The 22,970-nt window shown below is 74.2% G+C and carries 19 protein-coding genes; 13 read left to right on the forward strand and 6 right to left on the reverse strand.

The features are described from left to right. Positions 1–276 precede the first annotated feature (276 nt). From BMY04_RS01360 to BMY04_RS01385, 6 genes are read left to right on the forward strand one after another with little or no spacing between them, the layout of a single operon-like run. Positions 277–1,518: a glycosyltransferase gene (locus BMY04_RS01360; protein ID WP_232506026.1), complete on the forward strand. Its 1,242-nt coding sequence runs from the start codon at positions 277–279 to the stop codon at positions 1,516–1,518. Between the two features lie 26 nt (positions 1,519–1,544). Next, positions 1,545–2,075 (forward strand): HAD-IIIA family hydrolase, encoded by a 531-nt coding sequence (locus BMY04_RS01365; RefSeq protein WP_170853918.1) that lies wholly within the window; start codon positions 1,545–1,547, stop codon positions 2,073–2,075. Then, positions 2,072–3,148, forward strand: coding sequence for a glycosyltransferase family 9 protein (locus tag BMY04_RS01370; RefSeq protein ID WP_232506027.1), 1,077 nt, complete (start codon positions 2,072–2,074; stop codon positions 3,146–3,148). The genes BMY04_RS01365 and BMY04_RS01370 overlap by 4 nt, the downstream gene beginning before the upstream one ends. After that, positions 3,138–3,770: a D-sedoheptulose-7-phosphate isomerase gene (locus BMY04_RS01375; protein WP_091177334.1), complete on the forward strand. Its 633-nt coding sequence runs from the start codon at positions 3,138–3,140 to the stop codon at positions 3,768–3,770. The genes BMY04_RS01370 and BMY04_RS01375 overlap by 11 nt, the downstream gene beginning before the upstream one ends. Further along, the gene (gene rfaE2, locus BMY04_RS01380; protein ID WP_091177335.1) at positions 3,767–5,227 is read left to right on the forward strand and encodes a D-glycero-beta-D-manno-heptose 1-phosphate adenylyltransferase; all 1,461 of its coding nucleotides are present in this window, start codon (positions 3,767–3,769) and stop codon (positions 5,225–5,227) included. Before BMY04_RS01375 ends, rfaE2 begins: the two co-directional genes overlap by 4 nt. Next, positions 5,227–5,979, forward strand: a complete 753-nt coding sequence (locus tag BMY04_RS01385) for an SDR family oxidoreductase (protein WP_091177336.1) — start codon at positions 5,227–5,229, stop codon at positions 5,977–5,979. The genes rfaE2 and BMY04_RS01385 overlap by 1 nt, the downstream gene beginning before the upstream one ends. Positions 5,980–6,177: 198 nt before the next feature. On the opposite strand, the gene BMY04_RS01390 is transcribed toward BMY04_RS01385, so the two are convergent. From BMY04_RS01390 to BMY04_RS01405, 4 genes are all read right to left on the reverse strand, one after another. Continuing rightward, positions 6,178–6,963 (reverse strand): MBL fold metallo-hydrolase, encoded by a 786-nt coding sequence (locus BMY04_RS01390; RefSeq protein ID WP_091177337.1) that lies wholly within the window; start codon positions 6,961–6,963, stop codon positions 6,178–6,180. 55 nt (positions 6,964–7,018) lie between these two features. Further along, positions 7,019–7,972, reverse strand: coding sequence for a glycosyltransferase (locus BMY04_RS01395; RefSeq protein WP_091177338.1), 954 nt, complete (start codon positions 7,970–7,972; stop codon positions 7,019–7,021). 52 nt (positions 7,973–8,024) lie between these two features. Next, on the reverse strand, positions 8,025–8,828 hold the full coding sequence (locus BMY04_RS01400) for an SDR family oxidoreductase (protein ID WP_091177339.1): 804 nt from the start codon (positions 8,826–8,828) through the stop codon (positions 8,025–8,027). An 81-nt stretch (positions 8,829–8,909) separates the two neighbouring features. After that, positions 8,910–9,731, reverse strand: a complete 822-nt coding sequence (locus tag BMY04_RS01405) for a sigma-70 family RNA polymerase sigma factor (protein WP_091177340.1) — start codon at positions 9,729–9,731, stop codon at positions 8,910–8,912. 230 nt (positions 9,732–9,961) lie between these two features. On the opposite strand from BMY04_RS01405, the gene BMY04_RS01410 reads away from it, so the two are divergent. Continuing rightward, positions 9,962–11,164, forward strand: coding sequence for an MFS transporter (locus BMY04_RS01410; RefSeq protein WP_091177341.1), 1,203 nt, complete (start codon positions 9,962–9,964; stop codon positions 11,162–11,164). Between the two features lie 79 nt (positions 11,165–11,243). Then, positions 11,244–12,377: a CDP-glycerol glycerophosphotransferase family protein gene (locus BMY04_RS01415; RefSeq protein ID WP_091177342.1), complete on the forward strand. Its 1,134-nt coding sequence runs from the start codon at positions 11,244–11,246 to the stop codon at positions 12,375–12,377. Positions 12,378–12,485: 108 nt separating this feature from the next. Here BMY04_RS01415 and BMY04_RS01420 read toward each other — a convergent pair whose 3' ends face one another. Next, positions 12,486–13,490 (reverse strand): NAD(P)-dependent oxidoreductase, encoded by a 1,005-nt coding sequence (locus BMY04_RS01420; protein ID WP_232506028.1) that lies wholly within the window; start codon positions 13,488–13,490, stop codon positions 12,486–12,488. 155 nt (positions 13,491–13,645) lie between these two features. Next, positions 13,646–14,716: an L-glyceraldehyde 3-phosphate reductase gene (mgrA, locus tag BMY04_RS01425; RefSeq protein ID WP_269766180.1), complete on the reverse strand. Its 1,071-nt coding sequence runs from the start codon at positions 14,714–14,716 to the stop codon at positions 13,646–13,648. Between the two features lie 119 nt (positions 14,717–14,835). On the opposite strand from mgrA, the gene BMY04_RS01430 reads away from it, so the two are divergent. From BMY04_RS01430 to acs, 5 genes are all read left to right on the forward strand, one after another. Continuing rightward, the gene (locus tag BMY04_RS01430; RefSeq protein WP_091177344.1) at positions 14,836–16,176 is read left to right on the forward strand and encodes an ABC transporter substrate-binding protein; all 1,341 of its coding nucleotides are present in this window, start codon (positions 14,836–14,838) and stop codon (positions 16,174–16,176) included. Between the two features lie 138 nt (positions 16,177–16,314). Then, entirely contained in the window at positions 16,315–18,294 is a 1,980-nt protein-coding gene (locus BMY04_RS23205; protein WP_232506029.1) for an ABC transporter permease, read from the forward strand. Continuing rightward, positions 18,291–19,811 (forward strand): GH1 family beta-glucosidase, encoded by a 1,521-nt coding sequence (locus BMY04_RS01445; protein WP_091177345.1) that lies wholly within the window; start codon positions 18,291–18,293, stop codon positions 19,809–19,811. Before BMY04_RS23205 ends, BMY04_RS01445 begins: the two co-directional genes overlap by 4 nt. Before the next feature lie 22 nt (positions 19,812–19,833). Further along, entirely contained in the window at positions 19,834–20,841 is a 1,008-nt protein-coding gene (locus BMY04_RS01450) for a LacI family DNA-binding transcriptional regulator (RefSeq protein ID WP_091177346.1), read from the forward strand. Positions 20,842–20,938: 97 nt separating this feature from the next. After that, the gene (gene acs, locus BMY04_RS01455) at positions 20,939–22,912 is read left to right on the forward strand and encodes an acetate--CoA ligase (RefSeq protein WP_091177347.1); all 1,974 of its coding nucleotides are present in this window, start codon (positions 20,939–20,941) and stop codon (positions 22,910–22,912) included. The last annotated feature ends 58 nt before the right edge of the window (positions 22,913–22,970 follow it).

Genomic DNA, 22,970 nt, shown 5'->3' on the forward strand with positions numbered 1-22,970 from the left:
TGGCGGCGGACCACGTCGGTGGACGATCTCCGTCGCCCTCCGGATGCCTTCCCGTGGGGCCGGGCACCAAACCCCGCGGCGCCGCTCGCTGATGAGCTGGGGCCACGACCCCCCGAGGTGAGGCGTGCGCCCCGTCACAGCGCACCTGCGCCACGTGTCCCTGTGCGGCACTTGTCACACGCTCGTCACGCAGTCGTCGGTTTGGTGGCGAGAAGCAGGGGTACTTCTGGGGGAAGGTCTGCTTCTCGAGGGGAGATGGTGTTGCGGGTCGCTCTGGTGTCCGAGCACGCGAGTCCCCTCGCCGCGATCGGTGCGGTCGACGCGGGCGGGCAGAACGTCCACGTCGCCGAGCTCGCCAGCGGGCTGACCCGCCTGGGTCACGAGGTCGTCGTCTACACCCGGCGTGACGACCCGGACCTCCCGGCCACCGTCCGCACCGACGACGCGTACGACGTGGTCCACCTCGACGCCGGCCCGCCGCGCAGAGTCCCGAAGGACGCCCTCTGGCCGCTGATGCCGGCCTTCGCCGACGCGCTGCGCGCGCACCTGCGGGCCCACCGGCCCGACGTCGTGCACGCCCACTTCTGGATGTCGGGCTGGGCCGCGACCCGGGCCGCCCGCCGGCTGCGGATCCCCACGTTCGTGACGTTCCACGCTCTCGGCTCGGTGAAGCGCCGCCACCAAGGCAGCGCCGACACGAGCCCGCCGGAGCGTGTCGACGTCGAGGTCGCGGTCGCGGAGCGCGCCACCGGCGTCATCGCCACCTGCCGTGACGAGGTGGCCGAGCTCGCCGCCCTGGGCGTCGACCTCGACGGCGTCGACGTCGTGCCCTGCGGGGTCGACGTGCGGCACTTCACCACCGGCGCCGCTCCCCTGGACCACCCGCCGCGCCGCGAGCCCCACCGCATCGTCAGCGTCGGCCGCCTCGTGCCGCGCAAGGGGTACGCGACCATCGTCGAGGCCCTCGTCGACCTGCCCGGCGTGGAGCTGGTCGTGGCCGGCGGGCACGCCGACGGCACGGTCGAGGCCGAGCAGGTGCGCCTCGAGACGCTGGCCGCCGACCTCGGCGTGGCCGACCGCGTGCACTTCGTCGGCCAGGTCGGCCACTTCCTCATGCCGGCGCTGCTGTGCACCGCCGACGTCGTGGTCTGCTCGCCCTGGTACGAGCCGTTCGGGCTCGTCCCGCTCGAGGCCATGGCCTGCGGCGTCCCCGTGGTCGCCTCGGCCGTCGGCGGGATGCTCGACAGCGTCGCCGACGGCGAGACCGGCCTCCTCGTCCCCCCGCAGGACCCGCAGGCGCTCGCCGCCGCGGTCGGCGGGCTGCTCGCCGACCCGGCTCGTCGGGCCGCGTACGGACGGGCCGGCGTGCGCCGGGCGCGTTCCCAGTTCTCCTGGGACGCGGTGGCGGCCGCCACCGCCGAGGTCTACGCGCGGGCCCACGACCGGTCGAGCACCGCCGCCGGGACCCCTGCCGCCGGAACCGCAGCCGGGCGCCTGCCCGCGCTGGGACCGGCGTGAGGCCGCCCGGGCGCGAGGGGGCCCGGGTGCGCGCGGTGCTCTTCGACCGCGACGGCACGCTCGTGCACGACGTCCCCTACAACCGCGACCCCGCGCTGGTGGCGCCCGTCGACGGGGCACGTGAGGTCCTCGACGACCTCCGCGCGCGCGGCGTGGCGCTCGGCGTGGTCAGCAACCAGTCGGGCCTGGCCCGGGGCCTCATCACGCCGGCGGAGCTCGAGGCGGTCAACGGTCGGGTCGAGGAGCTGCTCGGTCCGTTCGGCACCTGGCAGGTCTGCCCGCACGGCCCCGGCGACGGCTGCGCCTGCCGCAAGCCCGCACCCGGCCTCGTCCTGGCCGCCGCCGCGGCGCTCGGCGTCGCGGTGTCCGACTGCGTCGTCGTCGGCGACATCGGGGCCGACGTCGGTGCCGCGCTCGCGGCCGGTGCCGGCGCCGTCCTCGTCCCCACACCGGTGACCCGCGTCGAGGAGGTGGACCACGCCCGCGCGCACGCGCTCGTGGCCACCGACCTGCGCGAGGCCCTCATGCTGATCACGGACGAGCAGGTCCTGGCGTGAGCGCGCCGCACGGCCACGTCCTGGTGGCACGCCTGGACAGCGTCGGCGACATCCTGCTGGCGGGGCCCGCGGTCCGGGCCGTCGCCGCGTCGGCCGCCAGGGTGACGATGCTGGTCGGGCGCGGACGCGCCCCGGTCGCCCGGCTGCTGCCGGGCGTCGACGACGTGATCGAGTTCGAGGCGCCGTGGGTCGTGCCCGACCCGGGCGGCGTCGACCCGGCCGCGGTCGACGCCCTGGTCGCCCAGGTGCGCGCCGCGCGGGTGGACGCGGGCCTGGTGCTCACCTCGTTCCACCAGTCGCCGCTGCCGCTGGCCCTGCTGCTCCGGATGGCCGGCGTCGGCTGGCTCGGGGCGATCAGCGAGGACTACCCCGGTTCGCTGCTCGACCTGCGCCACCTCATGCCCGACGCGCCGGCCGACGTCCCGGAGAGCGAACGGGCCCTCGCGCTCGCCCGCGCGGCAGGTTTCACCTTTGAGGGGCCGGCCCGGCTCGAGGTGCGCCACCCGCTGCCCGACGTGAGCGCCCTGGTGGGCGAGGGACCGTACGTCGTCTACCACCCGGGCGCCGACGCCCCGGCCCGCCGGCCGAGCGCCGGGCAGAGCCGCACGCTGGTCGCCGCCCTCGTCGCCGCGGGGCACCGCGTCGTGGTGACGGGTTCGCCGGTGGAGGCGGACCTCACCGGGACCGTCGCGCAGGGCCAGGCCCTCGACCTCACCGGGGCCGTCGACCTGGCCGGGCTCGCGGCCGTCCTCGAGGGCGCCCAGGTGGTCGTCGCGCCGAACACGGGACCCGCGCACCTGGCCGCCGCCGTCGGCACGCCGGTGGTGTCGCTGTTCGCGCCGGTCGTCCCGCCCGAACGCTGGGCCCCGTACGGCGTCCCCGTCGTGCTGCTCGGCGACCAGGACGCCCCCTGCCGCCTGACCCGCGCCCGGCACTGCCCGGTGCCCGGGCACCCCTGCCTGGACGGCGTCGACCCCGACGCCGTCGTCGCCGCCGTGGCGACGCTCCGCCTCACCCCACCCGCCGGCACGACCGTGCCGGCCCGTACCCGCGAGGTCGACCATGTCTCTTGACACCCGCACCCCCTTCGACGTGGAGGTGGACGCCGCCGGCAGCGTCGGCCTCGTCGCCGAGCACCTCGCCGCGCTGGCCGAGGCGGCCTCCCGCGCCGGCGCGTACGCCGCGACCGTCGCCCGCTGGGGCGCCGAGCTCGCCCGCCGCTACGAGGACGGCGCCCATCTGATGGCCTGCGGCAACGGCGGCAGCGCCGCGGAGGCGCAGCACCTGACCGGCGAGCTCGTCGGCCGGTTCCGTCACGACCGCCGCCCGCTCCCGGCCGTCGCGCTCTGCGCCGACTCCGCGGCGCACACGGCGATCGCGAACGACTACGGCTTCGAGGAGGTCTACGCCCGCCAGGTCACGGCCTGGGGCCGTTCCGGGGACGTGCTCGTCGCCTTCTCCACCAGCGGCACGAGTCCGAACGTGGTCGCCGCCGCCAAGGCCGCGCACGAGGCCGGCGTGACGGTCTGGGCCCTGACCGGCCCGGGCCCGAACCCGCTCGCCTCGCTCGCCGACGAGGCGGTCGCCGTCGAGGCGCCGACCACCGCGACGGTCCAGGAGATCCACCTGAGCCTCGTGCACGCGCTCTGCGTCGCGCTCGACCACGCCCTGGGCGTGCAGCCGAGCGTCGCGTGACCGGTCCGGCCGCCACCCGCGGTCCGCTCCTGGTCGTCGGGGACACCCTCCTCGACGTCGACCTCGAGGGCAGCTCCGACCGGCTCGCGCCGGACGCGCCCGTCCCGGTCGTCGACGTGACCCACGAGTGGCAGCGGCCGGGCGGCGCCGGGCTCGCGGCGCTGCTCGCCGCCCGCTCCGGCCACGAGGTCGTGCTGCTCACCGCGCTGGGCGCCGACGAGTCGGCCGACCGGGTGCGCCAGATGCTCGGCGAGCTCGTCGAGGTCGTCGCCCTGCCGCTCTCCGGCGCGACGAGCCGCAAGACCCGCGTGCTGGCCAACGGCGTCCCCGTCACGCGTCTCGACGTCGGCAGCGGCCGGGCCCTCGACGCCCCGCTGCCCCCGGCCGCGCACGCGGCGATCGAGCGCGCCGGCGCCGTGCTGGTCGCCGACTACGGCCGCGGGGTGACCGGCCTCGACGACCTGCGCGAGCACCTCACCGAGCGGGCCCGCGCGATCCCCGTCGTGTGGGACCCGCACCCCCGCGGCTCGGCGCCCGTGCCCGGCTGCGCGCTCGTGACGCCCAACGCCAGCGAGGCCCGCGCCCTCGGAGGGGTCGACGGCACGGCCGACCAGGGACGGGTCCTCGCCCGGCTCTGGCAGGCCCGCGGGATCGTCGTCACCCTCGGCGCCCGCGGTGCGCTGCTGGTCCAGGGCGACACCGAGACGCTCGTCCCGCTCGACGACCCGGAGGCCGAGGACCGCCCGGCCGGCGGGCGCGCCCCGCACGCCGGACGGCTCGACACCTGCGGGGCCGGCGACGCCTTCGCGACGGCCGCGGCGGTCGCGCTCCTCGAGGGCCAGGCGCCGTACGAGGGCGTCCGCACCGCCGTCGGGCAGGCCACCGCGTTCGTCCGGGCCGGCGCCGCCACCGCCGTGTCGACCGAGGTCCCGTACGCGGGCTCGTCCGACCGACCCGAGCCGGCCGACGCCTTCCGGCTCGTCGAGCAGGTCCGGGCCGCCGGCGGGACGGTGGTCGCGACCGGCGGCTGCTTCGACCTGCTGCACCGGGGGCACGTCAGCCTGCTCAGCGCCGCCCGTTCCCTGGGCGACGCCCTCGTCGTGTGCCTCAACTCCGACGCCTCGGTCCGGCGCGGCAAGGGCGCGGACCGGCCGCTGGTCACGCAGGAGGACCGGGCCCGCGTGCTGTCCGCGCTGGCCAGCGTCGACGGTGTCGTCGTCTTCGACGAGGACACCCCCGCCGAGGTCCTGGCCCGGCTGCGGCCCGACGTCTGGGTCAAGGGCAGCGACTACACCGACCAGCCGATCCCGGAGGCCGCCGTCGTCGAGGCGGCGGGCGGGCGGGTCGTCCTGCTCCCCGTCGTCGACGGATACTCCACCACCCGCCTCGTCGACGCCTCGCGCGCGGCCGGCACCCCGTCCACCAGCACCACGAACCAGCACACCGAGGAGAACTGATGACGTCGACCCTGACGCCCCCCGCCACCGAGACCGCGAACGGGAGCCGCGAGCGCACCGCGCTCGGCACCGTCCTGATCACGGGCGGTTCCTCCGGCCTGGGCGCCGCGACCGTCGCCGCCGTGCAGGCCGCCGGCGGCACCCCGCTCGTGCTCGACCTCACCAAGCCGGCCGCCGACCTGCCGGACGGGGCGTACGCCGAGGTCGACCTCTCCGACCCGCGCGCCGCGGAGCAGGCCGTGCGCGACATCGTCGAGGCCAACGGCGGGCGCCTCGACGGCGTGCTGACCGCGGCGGGCATCGACTTCCCCGCTCCGCTGGACGGCATCGACGGCCCCACCTGGGAGCGCATCGTCATGGTCAACCTGTTCGGCACCGCCGCCGTCGCGCGCGCCGCCCTGCCCTACCTCAAGGAGAGCCGCGGCCGCATCGTCACCGTGGCCTCGACGCTGGGCATCAAGGCCGTCGGCGACGCGACCGCGTACTGCGCCTCGAAGTTCGGCGTGGTCGGCTTCACCCGCTCGCTGGCCGCGGAGACCGCCGGCCAGATCGGCGTGACGCTGCTCATCCCGGGCGGCATGCACACGCACTTCTTCGACGACCGCGACGCCCAGTACAAGCCGGGCGCCGACGCCGTGCTCAACAAGCCCGAGGACACCGCCGCGGCCGTCGTCTTCGCCCTCTCCCAGCCCGCCGGCTGCGAGGTCCGCGAGCTCGTCGTCGCCAGCTCGGTCGAGACCTCCTGGCCCTGACGGGTCTGGCCGGGCCTCCGGGCCCGGTACGCCCGCGTCTCCGGCCTTTCACGTTCACGTGGAACTCCGATGCTTCCCGCAGCAGATCTGCTGCGGGAAGCACGAGTTCCCTGCGGTCAGCGGTGGAGCTTCACGTGAACGTGGGACGGGGACCGGGTGGCGTGCGGGTCGGCCGGGACCGAACCCCTCGGAACCAGGTCAGGCGACCCCGGCGGCGCGGGCCATGTCGACGGCGGGGCCGACGCCCTGCAGCCACGGCTCGCCGTGCCCGGGCAGCACCGCGGGCACGTCGAGCGCGGCCACGGCCGTGAGGGAGTCCAGGGCCGTCCGGGCGTCGTTCGTGGCCCCGCGCGCGACGACGCGCGGCCCGCGGCGGCCCGTGTAGATGTCGAGGGTGACCAGCGCGTCGCCCGTGATGACCGCGTCGTGGTCGGGCAGGTGCACGACGTACTCGCCGTCGGTGTGGCCGGGTGCCGGAACCATCTCGGGCCGGGCGGGCAGGTCGAGCACGCTGCGGCCCTCGAGCAGGTGGTCGGCGGTCAGTCCCGGGACGCTCAGCGCGCCGGCCCGCACCATCGAGCCGAGGACCGGCAGCGCGCGCGGGTGCGTCAGCGGATAGGCGAACCGCGGCCGTTCGGGCCGGTAGCGGTACGGGTGCCGCAGGATGGGCGCGTCCGCCGCGCCCGCCCAGACCTCGATGCCGTACGAGCGCTGCAGGCGGCTCGCGAACCCGACGTGGTCGAAGTGCCCGTGGGTGATGATCAGGCCCTTGACGTCGGACGCGCTGCGCCCGACGTCGGCCAGGCACTGCCGCACCGCCGCCCACGTCCGCGGGAAGGCGGCGTCGACGAGCGTCACGCCGTCCTCGCCCTCGACGACGTAGCAGTTCGTGTGGCCGTGCGTGACGAGGTGGACCCCGGGGACGACGTCTCGGACGGTCCTCGTCGAGTCGGTCGAGGCGGAGGACTGGTCAACGCGCGGCACGTCCCCCTCCTACCCCGTCACCCTCCCCCTCAACGCACGCCCCCGTGAGCCGCGGTCAGCGCGAGGCCACGTCGGCCAGCACCCTGTCCCAGTCCCCCAGGAACCGTCCCAGCCCGTGCCGCTCGAGCGCGGCCTCGCGCGCGACCAGCCCGGCGGCGCGGGCCGCGTCCGGGTCGGCCAGCAGCCGGTGGGCGGCGGCCACGAGCTCGTCGGGGTCGGGCGAGATCGCGCCGGCCGCCGGCGGCACGGTGCGCGCGGCGACCGTGGCCTCGAGGACGACCACCGGCAGCCCGAGGAGCATCGACTCGATCAGCGACAGCCCGAGCGACGTCCAGCGGTTCAGGTGCAGGTACGCGCGCCGCTGCACCAGGGCGTCGCGCAGCTGCGGCGGCTTGAGGTTGCCGCCGTACGCCACCCCGGGCTGGTCGCCGAGCGCCGCGGGCAGCAGGTCGGCGTCGATCCCGAAGGCGTCGACGGGGGCCGGCGCGAAGCGCGGCAGAAGGTCGGTCCCGGTCACGCGCCAGCGCCGCACGGGTTCGTTGACCACGAAGGCCAGGCGCGCGAGCGACCCGTCGTAGCGCAGGCCCGGGTCGGCCAGCCCGTGCTCGACCACCGTCGTCGGCGCCGACCCGGTGTCCCACAGCAGCGCGTTGAGGTGGGTGACGTGCACGACCAGCAGGCCGGCGTCGGCCAGCGGGTGGCGCGTGTTCGGCACCGACTCCTTGGGCGTGTTGTGCTCCAGGAACAGCGCCGGAACGTCCCGCCCGGGCCGCAGCCCCGTACGGGCCTCGACGGTCGCCGCCTCGTCGGGCCGCTGCAGGACGACCACGTCGGGCGGGTCGTCGCGCAGCGTCTCCTCGGCGACCTCGCGGGCGCGGGCGGGCGCGTCCGCGCCCAGGCGCGACAGCCCGCCGTGCCCGTCGACCGCGGGCAGGAACTCGTAGTCGTGCTCCCCGGCGACGAACGCGTCGGTGTAGCCGCCGTGCACGTCGGACAGCAGGATCCTCACGAGCGCGCAGCGTACGGGGCCGCCGGCCCACCCTCCCGGGGACGGGCTCCGCTCAGGGCGTGCGCCAGTCGTCGGAGGTCAGGTGCGAGCCGGCCATGGGGCCCATCTGCAGCATGCCGCCGTCCACCGGCCAGGAGGCCCCGTTGACGTACGAGGCGGCGGGCGAGGCGAGGAACGCCACGACGGCAGCGATCTCCCAGGCGTCGCCGGGACGGTTCAGCGGGACGCCGGGCCGGGCGGTCCGCCGCGGGTCCTCGTCGGTCTGACCGGTCATCGGGGTGGCGATCTCGCCGGGGGCCACGCAGTTCGCCGTGATGCCGAACCGTCCGAGCTCCAGCGCGAACGTCTTCATCAGCCCGCCGAGGCCGTGCTTGGCCGCGTCGTACGCGCCCGAGCCCACGCGGGGCTGGTGCTCGTGGACGCTCGTGACGGCGATCAGCCGCCCGCCGCGGCCGCCGGCGAGCAGGTGGCGCGCGGCGCGCTGCAAGCAGACGAACGCGCCGTCGAGGTCGACGGCGACGACGTGGCGCCACTCGTCGAAGCCCATGTCGACGAGCAGGGTCCCGCTGCCCGTGCCGGCGTTGTTCACGAACACGTCGACGCCGCCCAGCTGCTCGACGAGCGCGTCGACGACGTCGCCGCAGCCCGGCACGTCAGCCGTGTCGAGCCGCTCGACGAACGCCTGCCGGCCGTGGCCGCGCACCTCCTCGGCGGTGGCCTGGGCCCCCGCCTCGTCGCTGTGCCAGGTGATGCCGACGTCGTGGCCCTGCTCGGCCAGGGCGACCGCGGTCGCCCTGCCGATGCCGGAGTCGGAGGCGGTGACGATCGCCCGCCGCGTGCGCGTGCCGTTGGTCATGCCCGAACCGTTCCCCGTACGGCGTCCGGCAAAACTCCTCGGTCCGGCGTGGGTCCGTGCGCCGCAGGCAGCCCGGGTCGCTCAGGCCGCCGCCGGGACCTCGCGCTCGTCGAGGGAGCCGATCAGGCGGCGGAGCTTGGTCATCAGGCGGGCGAGGAGACGGGAGACCTGCATCTGGTTGGTCCCGAGCACCCCGGCGATGTCGCTCTGCGAGCGCTCCTCGTAGAAGCGCATGCGCAGGAGCTCACGCTCCGCCTGCGTCAGCTCGGGCCACACCGACGACACGAGCACCCGTGCCTCGCAGCGGTCGCCCTCGGGGTCGTCCTCGGAGCGGTCCTGCGCGAGCGCGTCGAGCGAGCTGCAGGTGTAGGCCTGGCTCGCGCTGCGCGCGCGCCGGACCTCGTCCACGCTGGCGCCGAGCGAGGCCGCGAGCTGGCGCTCGGAGGGCTCGCCGCCGACGGCCTGGGCGATCTCGGGCCAGGAGCGCCACATCTCCGCCGACAGCTCCTGCGTCGGGCGGGGCGGGCGGATGGACCAGCCGTGGTCGCGGAAGTGCCGCTTGACCAGACCGGTCACGGTCGGGAAGGCGAAGGCCGTGAACGGCCCCTGGTCGGGGTCGAAGCGGGAGCACGCCTCGACCAGGCCGGCGCGGGCGATCTGGCGGAGGTCGTCGGCCTCCTCCCCGCGGTCACGGAACCGTCGGGCGACGGCGTCGGCGAGCCAGAGGTGGCTGGTGACGATCTCGTCGACGATCGCGCGCCCGCGGTCCTCGTCGGCGGCGCGGGACTCACGGAAGAGAGCCAGCGTGTGCGCGGCGAGCTCGGCGCGCTGGTCCTGGTCCGGCGCACGCAGCGCGGTGGACGCGTCGGCCGAGGCGGCGGGCGAGAGAGTGAGAAGAGGCATCAGTGCGCTTCCGTTCGTTGAGAGACGAACGTGGCGCGCTGCTGGCCACGCATCGAGTGAAACACGCGACCATCGAGCGAGTCCACCACCCCTGGGTATGTGGACAAGATCTCAGGCTCTGCTCAGAAACATGGCCTGACAAGGAAAGACGCCGTTGAGGCGTCAATCCGGGACGCTGACAGCCGCGGGACGACGGGTCCGCGAGGCCGCCGGCACGGCAGAGTGGCGGCGTGTCCAGCACGTCGCTCTCCCCCGACCGGACCGCCACCGCCGCCGGCGTACGCGCGACGTACGCGGCCTTCATCGCGACGGGTTTCGCCTTCGCCAGCTGGGCCTCCGAGATCCCCCAGGTGCGCGACCACCTGGCCCTGTCGTCGGCCGAGCTGGGCCTGGTGCTGCTGGCCATCGCCGCCGGTTCGGTGATCGCGCTGCCCCTGGCGGGCCCGCTCGTCGCGCACGTCGGCTCGAAGCGCAGCGTCCAGGCCATGTCGCTGCTGTCCGGCGCCGCCCTCGTCGGCATCGGGCTGGGGTCCCCGTACGGCGTCGTGCCGCTGGTCGTCGCCCTGTTCTTCCTCGGCTTCGCCCAGGGCGGTTGGGACGTCGCCATGAACGTCCAGGGCGCCGTCGTGGAGCGCCGCCTCGGCCGGGCGATCATGCCGCGCTTCCACGCCGGCTTCAGCATCGGCACCGTGGTGGGCGCCCTCAGCGGGGCCGGGCTGGTGGCGCTCGGCGTCCCCGTCACCGCCCACCTCGTCGCCGCGGGGGTCGTCGTGATGGCGGTCGCCCCGCTCGCCGTGCGGGGCTTCGTCCCCGACACCGAGGAGCGCGCGCACGACGACCCTGCACCACCCCGCCGCAGCGCGCTCGCCGCCTGGCGGGAGCCGCGCACCCTCCTCGTCGGCCTCTTCGTCCTGGCCTTCGCCTTCGCCGAGGGGACCGGCAACGACTGGACCAGCGTCGCCCTCATCGACGGCTACGGCACCTCCCGGGTCGTCGGCATCCTCGGCTTCGCGACCTTCCTCGCGGCCATGACGGTCGGTCGCTGGATCGGCCCCGGCCTGCTGGACCGGCACGGCCGCGTCGCCGTCACCCGCCTGATGGCCGCGGCCAGCGTGGCCGGGCTGCTGCTGTTCGTCTTCGGCCAGCACCCGGTGGCGGCCTTCCTCGGCGCCGTCCTGTGGGGCGCGGGCCTCTCGCTCGGCTTCCCCGTCGGGATGAGCGCCGGCGCCGACGAGCCCGCGTACGCCGCCGCCCGCGTGAGCGTGATCGCCTCGATCGGCTACGTGGCGTTCCTCGGCGGGCCCCCGCTGATCGGCTTCCTCGGCGAGCACGTCGGGGTGCTGAAGGCCCTCACCGCGGTCGCGGTGCTGCTGGCCATGGCGACGGCCATCGCCGGCGCCGTCCGGCCGCTGCCGGGCTCCGACGACCGCTGACGCGCGGGCTCCGGCCGCCCGCACCAGCCCGGTCGGTCGCGCGCACCCGGTCGCTTGGGGGCTCCTGCACACTTCATCGGTGAAGATCGTCTACAACGCGTTCAACGGACGCTACGCGGACAGCCCCCGCGCGCTGCACCAGGGCCTGCTCGCGCGCGGCGTCGAGGCCGAGCACGTCTGGCTCCAGGACGAACGCTTCGTGGGCGGCTTCCCGGCCGGCGTCGCCACCGTCCCGATCGGCACGCCGACGGCCGTCGCCGCGCTGGAGTCGGCCGACGTGCTGATCAGCAACACCCACATCCAGCTCGACCGCTGGCAGAAGCCCGCCGGTGCCTTCTACCTGCAGACCTGGCACGGGACCCCGCTGAAGCAGATCCACCGGGCGGCGGCCAGCATCCCGCCCGAGGAGATGATGGTCGAGCTCGACCTCGACATCGCCCGCTGGGACGCCCTGGTCAGCCAGAGCCCGGCCGCCACGGGGCTCCTGCGCACGGCCTTCGGCTACGCCGGCCCCGTCATGGAGACCGGCTACCCGCGCAACGACGTGCTCAGCGCCCCCGACGCCGCGCGGCGCCGGGCGGAGCTGCGCGAGGAGCTCGGCATCGGCGACGACGTCACCGCGGTGCTCTACGCCCCGACCTACCGCGACGACACCGTCGACGAGGCCGACGCCCCCGACGGCCTCGACCTCGAGCAGCTCGTCCGGCGCCTCGGCCCCGGCCGCACCGTCCTGCTGCGCCAGCACTACTACCTCTACCGCCGCCCGGTGCGGACGGGCCTCGCCGGCCTGGTCGACGTCTCGGACAACCCCGACATCGCGGACCTCTACCTGGCCGCCGACGCGATGGTCACCGACTACTCCTCGGCGATGTTCGACTTCGCGGTGACGGGCAAGCCGCTGCTGCTGCACCCGTACGACCTCGAGCACTACCGCGACCAGCTGCGCGGCTTCACCTTCGACCTCGACACCGAGGGCCCCGGTGAGCTCGTCCTCGACCCCGCGGTCCTGGCCGAGAAGCTGCTGGCGCTGCCGGCGACCTCGGCGGAGGACGCCGTGCGCTACGCCGCGTTCCGCCGTCGCTGGTGCGGCCTGGACGACGGCCACGCCACCGACCGCGTCCTCGACCAGCTGCTCGAGCTCATCCTGCCGAGCACGGACGCAGAGCCCGGATCCGTCGATGGCCGCCTTGCGAGCGGCACCAGGTGGGTGTGATGGTCAGGCGCCGGCGCGAAGGCAGCCTGGACGGCTGTTGAGCGTCGGCAACGCAGCCAGCGCGCCCGCACGGGGTCGCGCAGCCGGCGGAGATCGACGGTTCCGGGCTCAGCCGGCGGGCCGGTTGCGGTAGCGGCCGACCAGCTCGGGCGCGGCCTGCTGCAGCCGGACCGGCGCGAGCCCGGCGGCCATGAGCTCGAGGTCGTCGACGACCATGTCGCCGATCTCGAGGAACGCGGCGGGGATGCCGCCGGCGCGGTGGGCGGAGAGCACCACGCCCTCCAGCGAGCGGAAGGGCGAGTCGGCCGGGACCGGCTCCTCGGGCCACACGTCGCTCGCGGCGAGGAAGCGGCCCGCGGCCACCCGCTCCGCGAGCGCGTCGTAGTCCGTCACCGCGGCGCGGCTGACCAGCACCAGCCGGGCACCGTCGGGCAGCAGGTCGAGCTCGCGGGCGCCGAGCAGGTGCTCGCTGTCGCCGGTGACCGTGGCCAGCACGAAGACGAAGCGGCTGCTGCTCAGGACCTCGTCCAGACCGGCCGGGGTCGCGTCGGCCTCGCGCAGCACGGCGTCGGGGAGCCAGGGGTCGTAGACACGCAAGGTCGGCGCGAAGGGCGCCAGCAGCGGGCGCAGCGCCCGTCCGAGGTTGCCGTAGCCCACGAGCCCGACGTCGGCGTGGCGCAGCAGCACGGCGTCGGCGTTGCCCTCACCCAGGTAGCGCTCGCGGCCCTCGCGGAACGCCCGGTCCTCCCGGCTGATGCCGCGCGCCAGGTCCAGCGCCAGTCCGAGCGCGTGCTCCGCCACGGCCTGCGCGTACGCCGGCCCGCAGCCCAGCACCCGGATGCTGCGGGCGAAGGCGGTCGGGTAGTCGATGTTCGGGTAGAAGTTCCCCTCGACGTTGACCACGGCCCGCAGGTCGGGCGCCCGGTCGAGCCGCTCCGTCGGCAGGTCGGGCTGGCCGACGACCGCCCACGCATCGGGCAGCGCGGCGTCGAGACCGTCGGCGCCCGCGGGCTCGACGACGGTGAAGCGTTCGCGCAGCCGCGCCAGCGTCTCGGGACGGAAGATCCGCTCGACGGGCTGCGGCTGCGGGACGAGGACGACGACGGGTTTCACGGCGCCCATCCTCCCGGACCCCAGCTGCCCGCCGAGAGGTAGGTTGCCGCGCCCGAACGCCCTCGAAGCGCGCGGCAACCTACCTCTCGCCGGGTGGAGAGGTCAGAGCGCAAGAACGCTCCCCGAGCGTCAGCGGTGCTCGGGGAGCGTCGAGCTCAGGCGTGGAACGCGTCGCCCGCGGTCTCGGCCTTCTCGGAGTCGCGGGCGCTGGCCCACAGGTCGACGCCGGACTCGACGGCGAGCTCGTCGATCCGCTTCAGCTCCTTGTCGCTGAAGTCGAGGCGCTGCGTCGCCGCGACGTTGTCCTCGAGCTGCTGGACGCTGCTGGCGCCGATCAGCGTGCTCGTGACGCGGGAGTCGCGCAGCACCCACGCCAGCGCCATCTGCGCCAGCGTCTGGCCGCGCTCGGCCGCGATGTCGTTCAGGCCCTTGACGCGCTCGATGACCTCGGGCGTGATCGTCTCGGCCTCGAGGGACTTGCCCTGCGCGGCGCGGGAGTCGGCCGGGATGCCGTTGAGGTAGCGGTTGGTCAGCAGGCCCTGGGCCAGCGCGGTGAAGGCGATGCAGCCGGCACCGACCTCGTCGAGCGCGTCGAGCAGGCCGCCCTCGATCCAGCGGTTGAACATCGAGTACGACGGCTGGTGGATCAGCATCGGCGTGCCCAGCTCGCGCAGGATCTTCGCCGCCGCCAGCGTGCGCTCCGGGGAGTAGGACGAGACGCCGACGTAGAGCGCCTTGCCCGCCCGGACGGCCGCGTCGAGCGCGCCCATCGTCTCCTCCAGCGGCGTGCCGGGGTCGGGACGGTGGTGGTAGAAGATGTCGACGTAGTCCAGGTTCAGCCGCTTGAGCGACTGGTCGAGGCTCGCCGTCAGGTACTTGCGCGAGCCCAGGTCGCCGTACGGGCCGGGCCACATGTCCCAGCCGGCCTTGGACGAGATGACGAGCTCGTCGCGGTAGGGCTTGAAGTCCGCCTTGAGGATCCCGCCGGCGTTGGTCTCCGCAGAGCCGTACGGCGGGCCGTAGTTGTTCGCCAGGTCGAAGTGGTTCACGCCCAGGTCGAAGGCGCGGCGCATGATCGCGCGCTGGGTCTCCAGCGGCTTGTCGTCGCCGAAGTTGTGCCAGAAGCCGAGCGAGACGGCGGGCAGCTGCAGCCCGCTCACCCCGCAGCGGCGGTAGGGCTGGACGTCGTAACGGTCCGCGGCGGCGCGGTAGGGCTCGGGAATCACGTCCGGCAGTTAACCAAAGACCGTTCCCACCAATCTCTTGACACCCCTTCAGCCCGACCTCTACTGTCCTGGGAACGTTCCCATGGGAACGGTCCCAGAAGCTCACGAAGGAGTGGCAGATGTCGTCGACACGCAGGCACCACCGCTGGGCGGCACTCGCCGCCGGCGTCACCACGCTCGCCCTGGCCGTCGCCGGCTGCGGTGGCTCGAGCGGCTCGGCCGAGGGCGGCTCCAGCTCCGGCACCGGCAACGAGAAGGTCGAGCTCACCGTCACGACCTTCGGGACGATGGGCTTCGACAAGCTCTACGCGCAGTACGAGGCCGCGCACCCGAACGTCACCATCAAGGCCTCGAACATCGACACGGGCGACAACGCGCTCACCGACTGGAAGACCAAGCAGGCCGCCGGCAGCGGGCTGCCCGACGTCCAGGCCGTCGAGGAGGGCTGGCTCGGCCAGGTGATGAAGGTGTCGAGCTCCTTCACCGACCTGCGCGAGCACGGCGCCGACGCCATCAAGGACCGCTGGGTGCCCTGGAAGCTCGCCCAGGGCACCGACCCCGAGGGCCGGATCATCGGCTACGGGACCGACATCGGCCCCGAGGGCCTCTGCTACAACCGCACCCTGTTCAAGCAGGCCGGGCTGCCGACCGACCGCGACGAGGTGGCCACGCTGTTCGGCGGCGACCAGGCCTCGTGGGCGAAGTACTTCGAGGTCGGCAAGCAGTACCACGACAAGACCGGCAAGGCCTTCTACGACCAGAGCGGCTTCGTCTGGAACGCCATGGTCAACCAGCAGCCCGTCGGCTACTACACGCCCGACGACAAGCTGAACATCGAGGGCAACGCCACCCTGCGCGGCCTGTGGGACCAGCTCGGCACCGCCGCGTCGCAGGGCCTCTCGGCCAACCAGTCGCAGTGGGACTGGGGCAAGGGCAAGGCCTTCACCGACGGCAGCTTCGCGACCTTCGTCTGCCCGGGCTGGATGCTCGGCGTGGTCAAGGGCCAGGTGAGCTCCGGCGGCGGTGACGCCAAGACCGGCTGGGACTTCGCCGACGTGTTCCCCGGCGGCGCGGCCAACTGGGGCGGGTCGTTCCTGACCGTGCCCAAGACCTCCAAGCACCCGGCCGAGGCGGCCGCGCTCGCCGACTGGATGACCCAGCCCGCGCAGCAGGCGGCGGCGTTCGCGGCGGCCGGCGTGTTCCCGAGCGGTGTCCAGGCGCAGAGCGACCCGGGCGTCACCGGCACGAACGAGCTGTCGACCTTCTTCAACGACGCCCCGCTCGGCACCATCCTCGCCAAGCGCGCCCAGGGCGTCGTCGCGCAGCACAAGGGCCCGCAGGACTCGGTGATCCAGTCGCAGGTCTTCGGCCCAGCGATCAAGGAGATCGACAAGGGCGTCCCGGCCGCGCAGGCCTGGGACGACGCGATCAAGCTCCTGAACCAGGTCGTCAACAGCTGACCTGGCTCCCACCGCAGCGGGATGTCCCCGGGTCGCCGGTTCCGGCGGCGACCCGGGGCACCCCTCTCCTGATCCGACCCACCGACGGGCTCGGGGCACCTGGGCGACGGGCTCAGCGCGCGCGAGCCGAGGAGCACCATGACCGCCACCGCCACGCTGCCCCCGGGCCGCACCGACCGACCCGCACGACCGCCGCTCACGCCCCGCCAGCGGCTCAGCCGCGCGGACGTCCGCTACTCCCCCTACCTCTACGTCGCGCCGTTCTTCGTCCTCTTCGGGCTGGTCGGCCTCTTCCCGCTCGTCTACACGTTCGTCGTCTCGCTGAACGACTGGGACCTGCTGGGCGGGCCGGGCGACTGGATCGGCCTCGCGAACTTCCGCGCCGAGCTCGTCGACCCGCTGTTCTGGAACTCGATGCTCAACACCGTGAGCATCTTCGTGCTCTCCGCCGTCCCGCAGGTCGCCATCGCGCTGGTCCTCGCGGCCCTGCTCGACCAGCAGCTGCGGGGCAGCACGTTCTGGCGGATGAGCGTCCTGCTGCCGTACGTGGTCACGCCCGTCGCCGTCGCGCTGATCTTCTCGAGCCTGTTCGGGGAGACGTACGGGCTGATCAACAACCTGCTCGGCGCGGTCGGCGTCGACCCGGTGCAGTGGAAGCAGAGCCGCCTCGCCAGCCACCTGGCGATCGCCACGATGATCAACTGGCGCTGGACCGGCTACAACGCGCTGATCCTGCTCGCGGCCATGCAGGCCGTGCCGCGCGACCTGTACGAGTCGGCCGCCCTCGACGGCGCGTCGCCCGTGCGCCGCTTCTTCTCGATCACCATCCCGAGCATCCGCCCCACGATCATCTTCGTGGTGATCACCGCGACCATCGGCGGGCTGCAGGTCTTCACCGAGCCCAAGCTGTTCGACGCCACGAGCGCGACGCCGGGCGGCGCGTTCAGGCAGTACCAGACCACCGTGCTCTACCTGTGGGACCTGGCCTTCAACCGCGGCGACTTCGGCAAGGCCGCGGCGGTCGCCTGGATGCTGTTCATCGTGGTCGTCGCGATCGGCCTGCTGAACTTCGCGATCTCGCGCAAGATCGCCTCGGGCGATGCGCCCAGGAAGAAGCGGAAGCGCCCTTCGACAGGCTCAGGGAACGTCGTGGGCTCAGGGAACGTCGTGGGCTCAGGGGACGTCGTGGGCTCGGGGGACGTCGCGGGGCTCCGAGGTCGTCCGATGAGCGCGGCGAGCGTGCCCACCGCGGTCGCGGTGCAGCCCGTCGACGCGGTGGTCCCCCGCCGGCGCGGGCGGCTCGGCGGCGCCCGGCCCGGCTTCCTCACCTACGGCCTCCTGCTGGCCTGGTTCCTGGGCACGGCGTACCCGCTGTGGTGGTCCTTCGTCGTCGGCTCGAACGGTCCCGCGACGCTCAGCTCGACCTATCCCCCGCTGCTGCCGGGCGGGGCCTTCTGGGCCAACGCCGCCCAGGTCTTCGACACGGTCGCCTTCTGGCAGGCGATGGCCAACAGCCTGATCGTCTCCGGGATCATCACGGTCTCGGTGCTGACCTTCTCCGCGCTGGCCGGCTTCGCCTTCGCCAAGCTGCGCTTCCGCGGGCAGGGCGGGCTGATGGTCTTCGTCGTCGCCACGCTCGCCGTGCCGACCCAGCTCGGCATCATCCCGCTCTTCCTGCTGATGCGGACGTTCGGCTGGACCGGGCACCTGGGCGCGGTGATCATCCCCACGCTGGTCACGGCGTTCGGCGTCTTCTTCATGCGGCAGTACCTGATCAGCGTCGTCCCCGACGAGCTCGTCGAGGCCGCCCGCGTGGACGGGGCGTCGACGTTCGGCACCTTCCTGCACGTCGGCCTGCCGGCGGCGCGTCCCGCGCTCGCCGTGCTCGGGCTGTTCACCTTCATGACGGCGTGGACCGACTACCTGTGGCCGCTGCTCGTGGTCCCGCAGAACCCGACGCTGCAGGTCGCGCTCAGCCAGCTGCAGTCGGCGCGCTACGTCGACTACCCGGTCGTGCTGACCGGCGCGGTCCTGGCGACGCTGCCGCTCCTGGTGCTTTTCGTGGTCGCCGGCAAGCAGCTGATCAGCGGCATCATGACCGGGGCGGTGAAGGGATGAGCACCACCCTGGACCCGGTCCTCGCCCTGGCTCCGGACGCACCGGCTCCGGACCCACTGGCGCAGGTCGGGCGTACGCCGTGGCCCCCCGGCTTCCTCTGGGGAGCGGCGACGTCGGCCGGCCAGATCGAGGGCGGCGCGCACGCCGACGGCCGCGAGGACTCGATCTGGGACGCGTTCGCCCGGGTGCCGGGCAACGTCGCCGGCGGCGACACCCCGGAGCGCGGCGCCGAGCACCTGGAGCGGATGCCGGACGACGTCGCGCTGCTCGGCGCGCTCGGCCTGACGGCGTACCGGTTCTCGGTCAGCTGGGCGCGGGTGCGCCCGGGCGACCGTTACCGCAACGACGCCGGGCTCGCCTTCTACGACCGCCTGGTCGACGAGCTGCTGGCCCGCGACGTCGTGCCGTTCCTCACGCTCTACCACTGGGACCTGCCGCAGGCGCTCGAGGAGCGCGGCGGCTGGACCGTGCGGGACACCGCGGAACGCTTCGTCCGCTACGTGGAGGACGTGCACGCCCGCCTCGGCGACCGGGTCGAGCACTGGACGACGTTCAACGAACCCTTCTGCTCGGCGTTCATCGGCCACGCCTCCGGCGAGCACGCGCCGGGGCGTCAGGACCCGGGCGCCGCGCTCGCCGCGCTGCACCACCAGCACCTGGCGCACGGGCTGGCGACCCGCCGGCTCCGCGAGCTCGCCCGTCCGGGCGTGCCGCTGCAGGTCGGCATCAGCCTGAACCTCACCACCGCGGTCCCCGCCGACCCCGACGACCCGGTCGACGTCGACGCGGCCCGCCGGGTGGACGCGCTGTGGAACCGGGCGTTCCTCGAGCCGGTGCTGCACGGGCGCTACCCGGCCGACTTCCTCGCCGACGTGGCCGGGCTCGGCCTGGAGGAGGTCGTCCGCCCGGGCGACCTCGAGACGATCGCCCAGCCGATCGACTTCCTGGGCGTGAACCACTACCACGACGACTGCGTCACCGGCCACCCGCAGAGCGGGCCCGGCGGGCTCCGGCCGACCGACAAGGTCACGCGCTCGCCCTTCGTCGGCAGCGAGCACGTCGGCTCCGTGACCCGCGACCTGCCGCTGACCGAGATGGGCTGGGAGGTCCACCCGGACGGGCTGCGCGACCTGCTCGTCCGGCTCGGGCGGGAGCACCCGGGCCTGCCGCTGCACGTGACCGAGAACGGGGCCGCGTACGCCGACGTCGTCACCCCCGACGGGTGCGTCCACGACGCCCAGCGAGCCGCGTTCGTCGAGGCGCACGTCGCCGCGGTGGCCGAGGCGGTGGAGCTCGGGGCGGACGTGCGCGGCTTCTTCGCGTGGTCGCTGCTCGACAACTTCGAGTGGGCCTGGGGCTACGCGAAGCGCTTCGGGATCGTGCACGTCGACCACGCCACGCAGCGGCGCACGGTCAAGGACAGCGGGCACCGGTTCGCGGCGCTCGTGGCCGCGGCGCGGCACGGCGACCAGCCGGCGCCGGCCGGGGCCCGTGCTCAGCCCGCACCCCTACCATGAGGCGCGTGAGAGCGGCAGCGCGATGACCGTGGCGACCGACACCCCCACGCTCAAGATGGTCGCCGCGGCGGCCGGGGTGTCGAAGTCGACGGTCTCCCGGGTGATCAACGACTCCCCCAGCGTGACCAAGGAGGCCGTCGCGGCCGTGTCGGCCGCGATCGAGCAGCTCGGCTACACGCCCAACCGGGCGGCCCGCACGCTGGTCAGCCGGCGCACGCAGACCCTGGCGCTGGTCATCCCCGAGAACACGGCCACGTTCTTCACCGACCCGTACTTCGCCTCGGTCATCCAGGGCGCGGCGACCCGGGTGTCGGAGACCGAGTTCACCCTGGCGCTGCTGATCGCCGGGGGCAGCGAGGACAAGGTCCGCCGCTACCTCCGCGCCGGCAGCGTCGACGGGGCCCTGGTGCTGTCGCACCACGCCGACGACCGCTCGTACTCCCACCTCGCCGGCCGGCTGCCGCTCGTCTTCGGCGGCCGCCCGATGAGCCAGGAGGGCGACCTGCCCTTCTACGTCGACGTCGACAACGTCGCCGCGGCGCAGGAGGCGACGCGCCGGCTCGTCGCCGCCGGGCGGCGTCGCATCGCCACGGTGGCGGGGCCGGCGGACATGGCCGCCGGCGTGGACCGGCTCGAGGGGTGGCGCCGCGCGCTCGCCGAGGCCGGCCAGAGCGACGACCTGGTCGAGCGCGGCGACTTCTCCCCGGCGAGCGGGGAGGCGGCCGCGCGCCGGCTGCTCGAGCGCGGCGAGCCCTTCGACGGGCTGTTCGCGGCCAGCGCCCAGCTGGCGTCCGGGGCCCTGCGCGTGCTGCGCGAGCACGGCCGGCAGGTCCCGCACGACCTCGGCCTGGTGACCGTCGACGACGACTACTTCGCGCAGGGCTCGACGCCGCCGCTCACCACCGTGCGCCAGCCGACCCTCGAGGTGGGCCGCCGGATGGCCGACGTGCTCATCGACCTCGTCATGGCTCGCGACGTCGAGCGCGTGACGATCTTCCCCACCGAGATCGTCGACCGGGGCTCGGCCTAGCCGTCGCCGTGACAACCGCCCGGCGACCCCCGGGCGCCCGGACCCCCGTCGTAGGGTGAGCGCGACGAGCGGGTGACGAGGGCGAGGAGGCCTGAAGGTGGCGGACGCGGAGACGCAGGACCAGGGGCTGGAGAGCCTGTCGGCCGAGGAGCGGCGCTTCCCGCCCCCGCCGGACCTGGCCGCGCACGCCAACGTCACCGAGGCCACGTTCGCGGAGGCCGCCGCGGACGACGTCGCCTTCTGGGCCGAGCAGGCCAGGCGCCTGTCCTGGGCGACCGAGCCGACCGAGACGCTCGACTGGAGCGGCGCGCCCTTCGCCACCTGGTTCGCCGACGGCACGCTGAACGCCGCGTACAACTGCCTCGACCGCCACGTGGAGGCCGGGAACGGCGACCGCGTCGCCTTCCACTTCGAGGGCGAGCCGGGCGACACCCGCACCATCACCTACGCCGAGCTGACGGCGGAGGTCTGCCAGGCGGCGAACGCGCTCGTCGAGCTGGGCGTGAAGTCCGGCGACCGGGTCGCCATCTACATGCCGATGATCCCCGAGGCCGCGGTGGCCATGCTGGCCTGCGCACGGATCGGCGCGCCCCACACCGTCGTGTTCGGCGGCTTCTCCTCCGACGCGCTCGCGACCCGCATCCTCGACTGCGGGGTCGAGGTCGTCATCACCGCCGACGGCGGGTTCCGCAAGGGGAAGGCGTCGGCGCTCAAGCCTGCCGTCGACGAGGCGCTGGAGCGCTGCCCGGACGTGCGCAGCGTGCTGGTCGTGCGCCGCACGGAGCAGGAGACGGCCATGGTCGAGGGCCGCGACGTGTGGTGGCACGACCTGGTCGCGTCCCAGCCGACCGAGCACGCGTACGAGGCGTTCGAGGCCGAGCACCCGCTCTACATCATGTACACGAGCGGCAGCACCGGGAAGCCGAAGGGCATCTTCCACACGACCGGCGGCTACCTGACCGGCGTCGCGTACACGCACTGGGCGACCTTCGACCTGAAGCCCGAGACCGACGTCTTCTGGACCGCCGCGGACATCGGCTGGGTGACCGGGCACTCCTACCTCGTCTACGGCCCGCTCGCGAACGGCACGACCAGCGTGATGTACGAGGGCACGCCGGACACGCCGCACCAGGGCCGGTGGTGGGACATCGTCGACTCCTACGGCGTGACGATCCTCTACTGCGCGCCGACGGCGATCCGGACGTTCATGAAGTGGGGCGCCGACATCCCCGCCAAGGCCGACCTGTCGAGCCTGCGCCTCCTGGGTTCCGTCGGCGAGCCGATCAACCCCGAGGCGTACGTCTGGTACCGCGAGCACATCGGTCACGACCGCACGCCGGTCGTCGACACGTGGTGGCAGACCGAGACCGGCATGCACATGATCTCGCCGATGCCGGGCGTGGCCGACGGCAAGCCCGGCGCGGCCATGCGCGCGGTGCCCGGGGTGAGCGTCAAGGTCGTCAACGACGAGGGCCAGCCGGTCTCGGACGACGCCGCGGGCTACCTCGTGATCGACCGGCCGTGGCCGGCGATGCTGCGCGGCATCTGGGGCGACCAGGAGCGCTACGTCGACACCTACTGGTCGCGGTTCCCGGGCGTGTACTTCGCCGGCGACGGGGCCAAGCTCGACGCCGACGGCGACATCTGGCTGCTCGGCCGCGTCGACGACGTCATGAACGTCTCCGGCCACCGCATGTCGACCGCCGAGATCGAGTCGGCGCTGGTCAGCCACCCCAAGGTGGCCGAGGCGGCCGTCGTCGGGGCGACCGACGACACGACCGGGCAGGCGATCGTGGCGTTCGTGATCCTGCGCAGCGAGGCCGGCGACGGCGGTCCCGACGTGGTCGACGAGCTGCGCAAGCACGTGGCCCGCGAGATCGGCGCGATCGCCCGCCCGCGCCAGATCATGGTCGTCGAGGAGCTGCCCAAGACCCGCTCCGGCAAGATCATGCGCCGCCTGCTGCGCGACGTGGCGGAGAACCGCGAGCTCGGCGACGTCACGACGCTCACCGACTCCACGGTCATGGACCTGATCAAGGGCAACCTCGCCGGGTCCTCCTCCGAGGACTGAACCCGCCCGCCCGCCGCGGGACCTGCCGCCCTGGAGTCACAGGTTCTTCACGTTCACG

This window comes from Microlunatus flavus (assembly GCF_900110855.1).
Classification (GTDB): domain Bacteria; phylum Actinomycetota; class Actinomycetes; order Propionibacteriales; family Propionibacteriaceae; genus Microlunatus; species Microlunatus flavus.

Coding starts and splice junctions, on each gene's coding strand:
- BMY04_RS01375 (WP_091177334.1), top strand. CDS start 3,138: ATGTCTCTTGACACCCGCACCCCCTTCGACGTGGAGGTGGACGCCGCC.
- BMY04_RS01385 (WP_091177336.1), top strand. CDS start 5,227: ATGACGTCGACCCTGACGCCCCCCGCCACCGAGACCGCGAACGGGAGC.
- BMY04_RS01400 (WP_091177339.1), bottom strand. CDS start 8,828: ATGACCAACGGCACGCGCACGCGGCGGGCGATCGTCACCGCCTCCGAC.
- BMY04_RS01405 (WP_091177340.1), bottom strand. CDS start 9,731: ATGCCTCTTCTCACTCTCTCGCCCGCCGCCTCGGCCGACGCGTCCACC.
- BMY04_RS01430 (WP_091177344.1), top strand. CDS start 14,836: ATGTCGTCGACACGCAGGCACCACCGCTGGGCGGCACTCGCCGCCGGC.
- BMY04_RS23205 (WP_232506029.1), top strand. CDS start 16,315: ATGACCGCCACCGCCACGCTGCCCCCGGGCCGCACCGACCGACCCGCA.
- BMY04_RS01445 (WP_091177345.1), top strand. CDS start 18,291: ATGAGCACCACCCTGGACCCGGTCCTCGCCCTGGCTCCGGACGCACCG.
- BMY04_RS01450 (WP_091177346.1), top strand. CDS start 19,834: ATGACCGTGGCGACCGACACCCCCACGCTCAAGATGGTCGCCGCGGCG.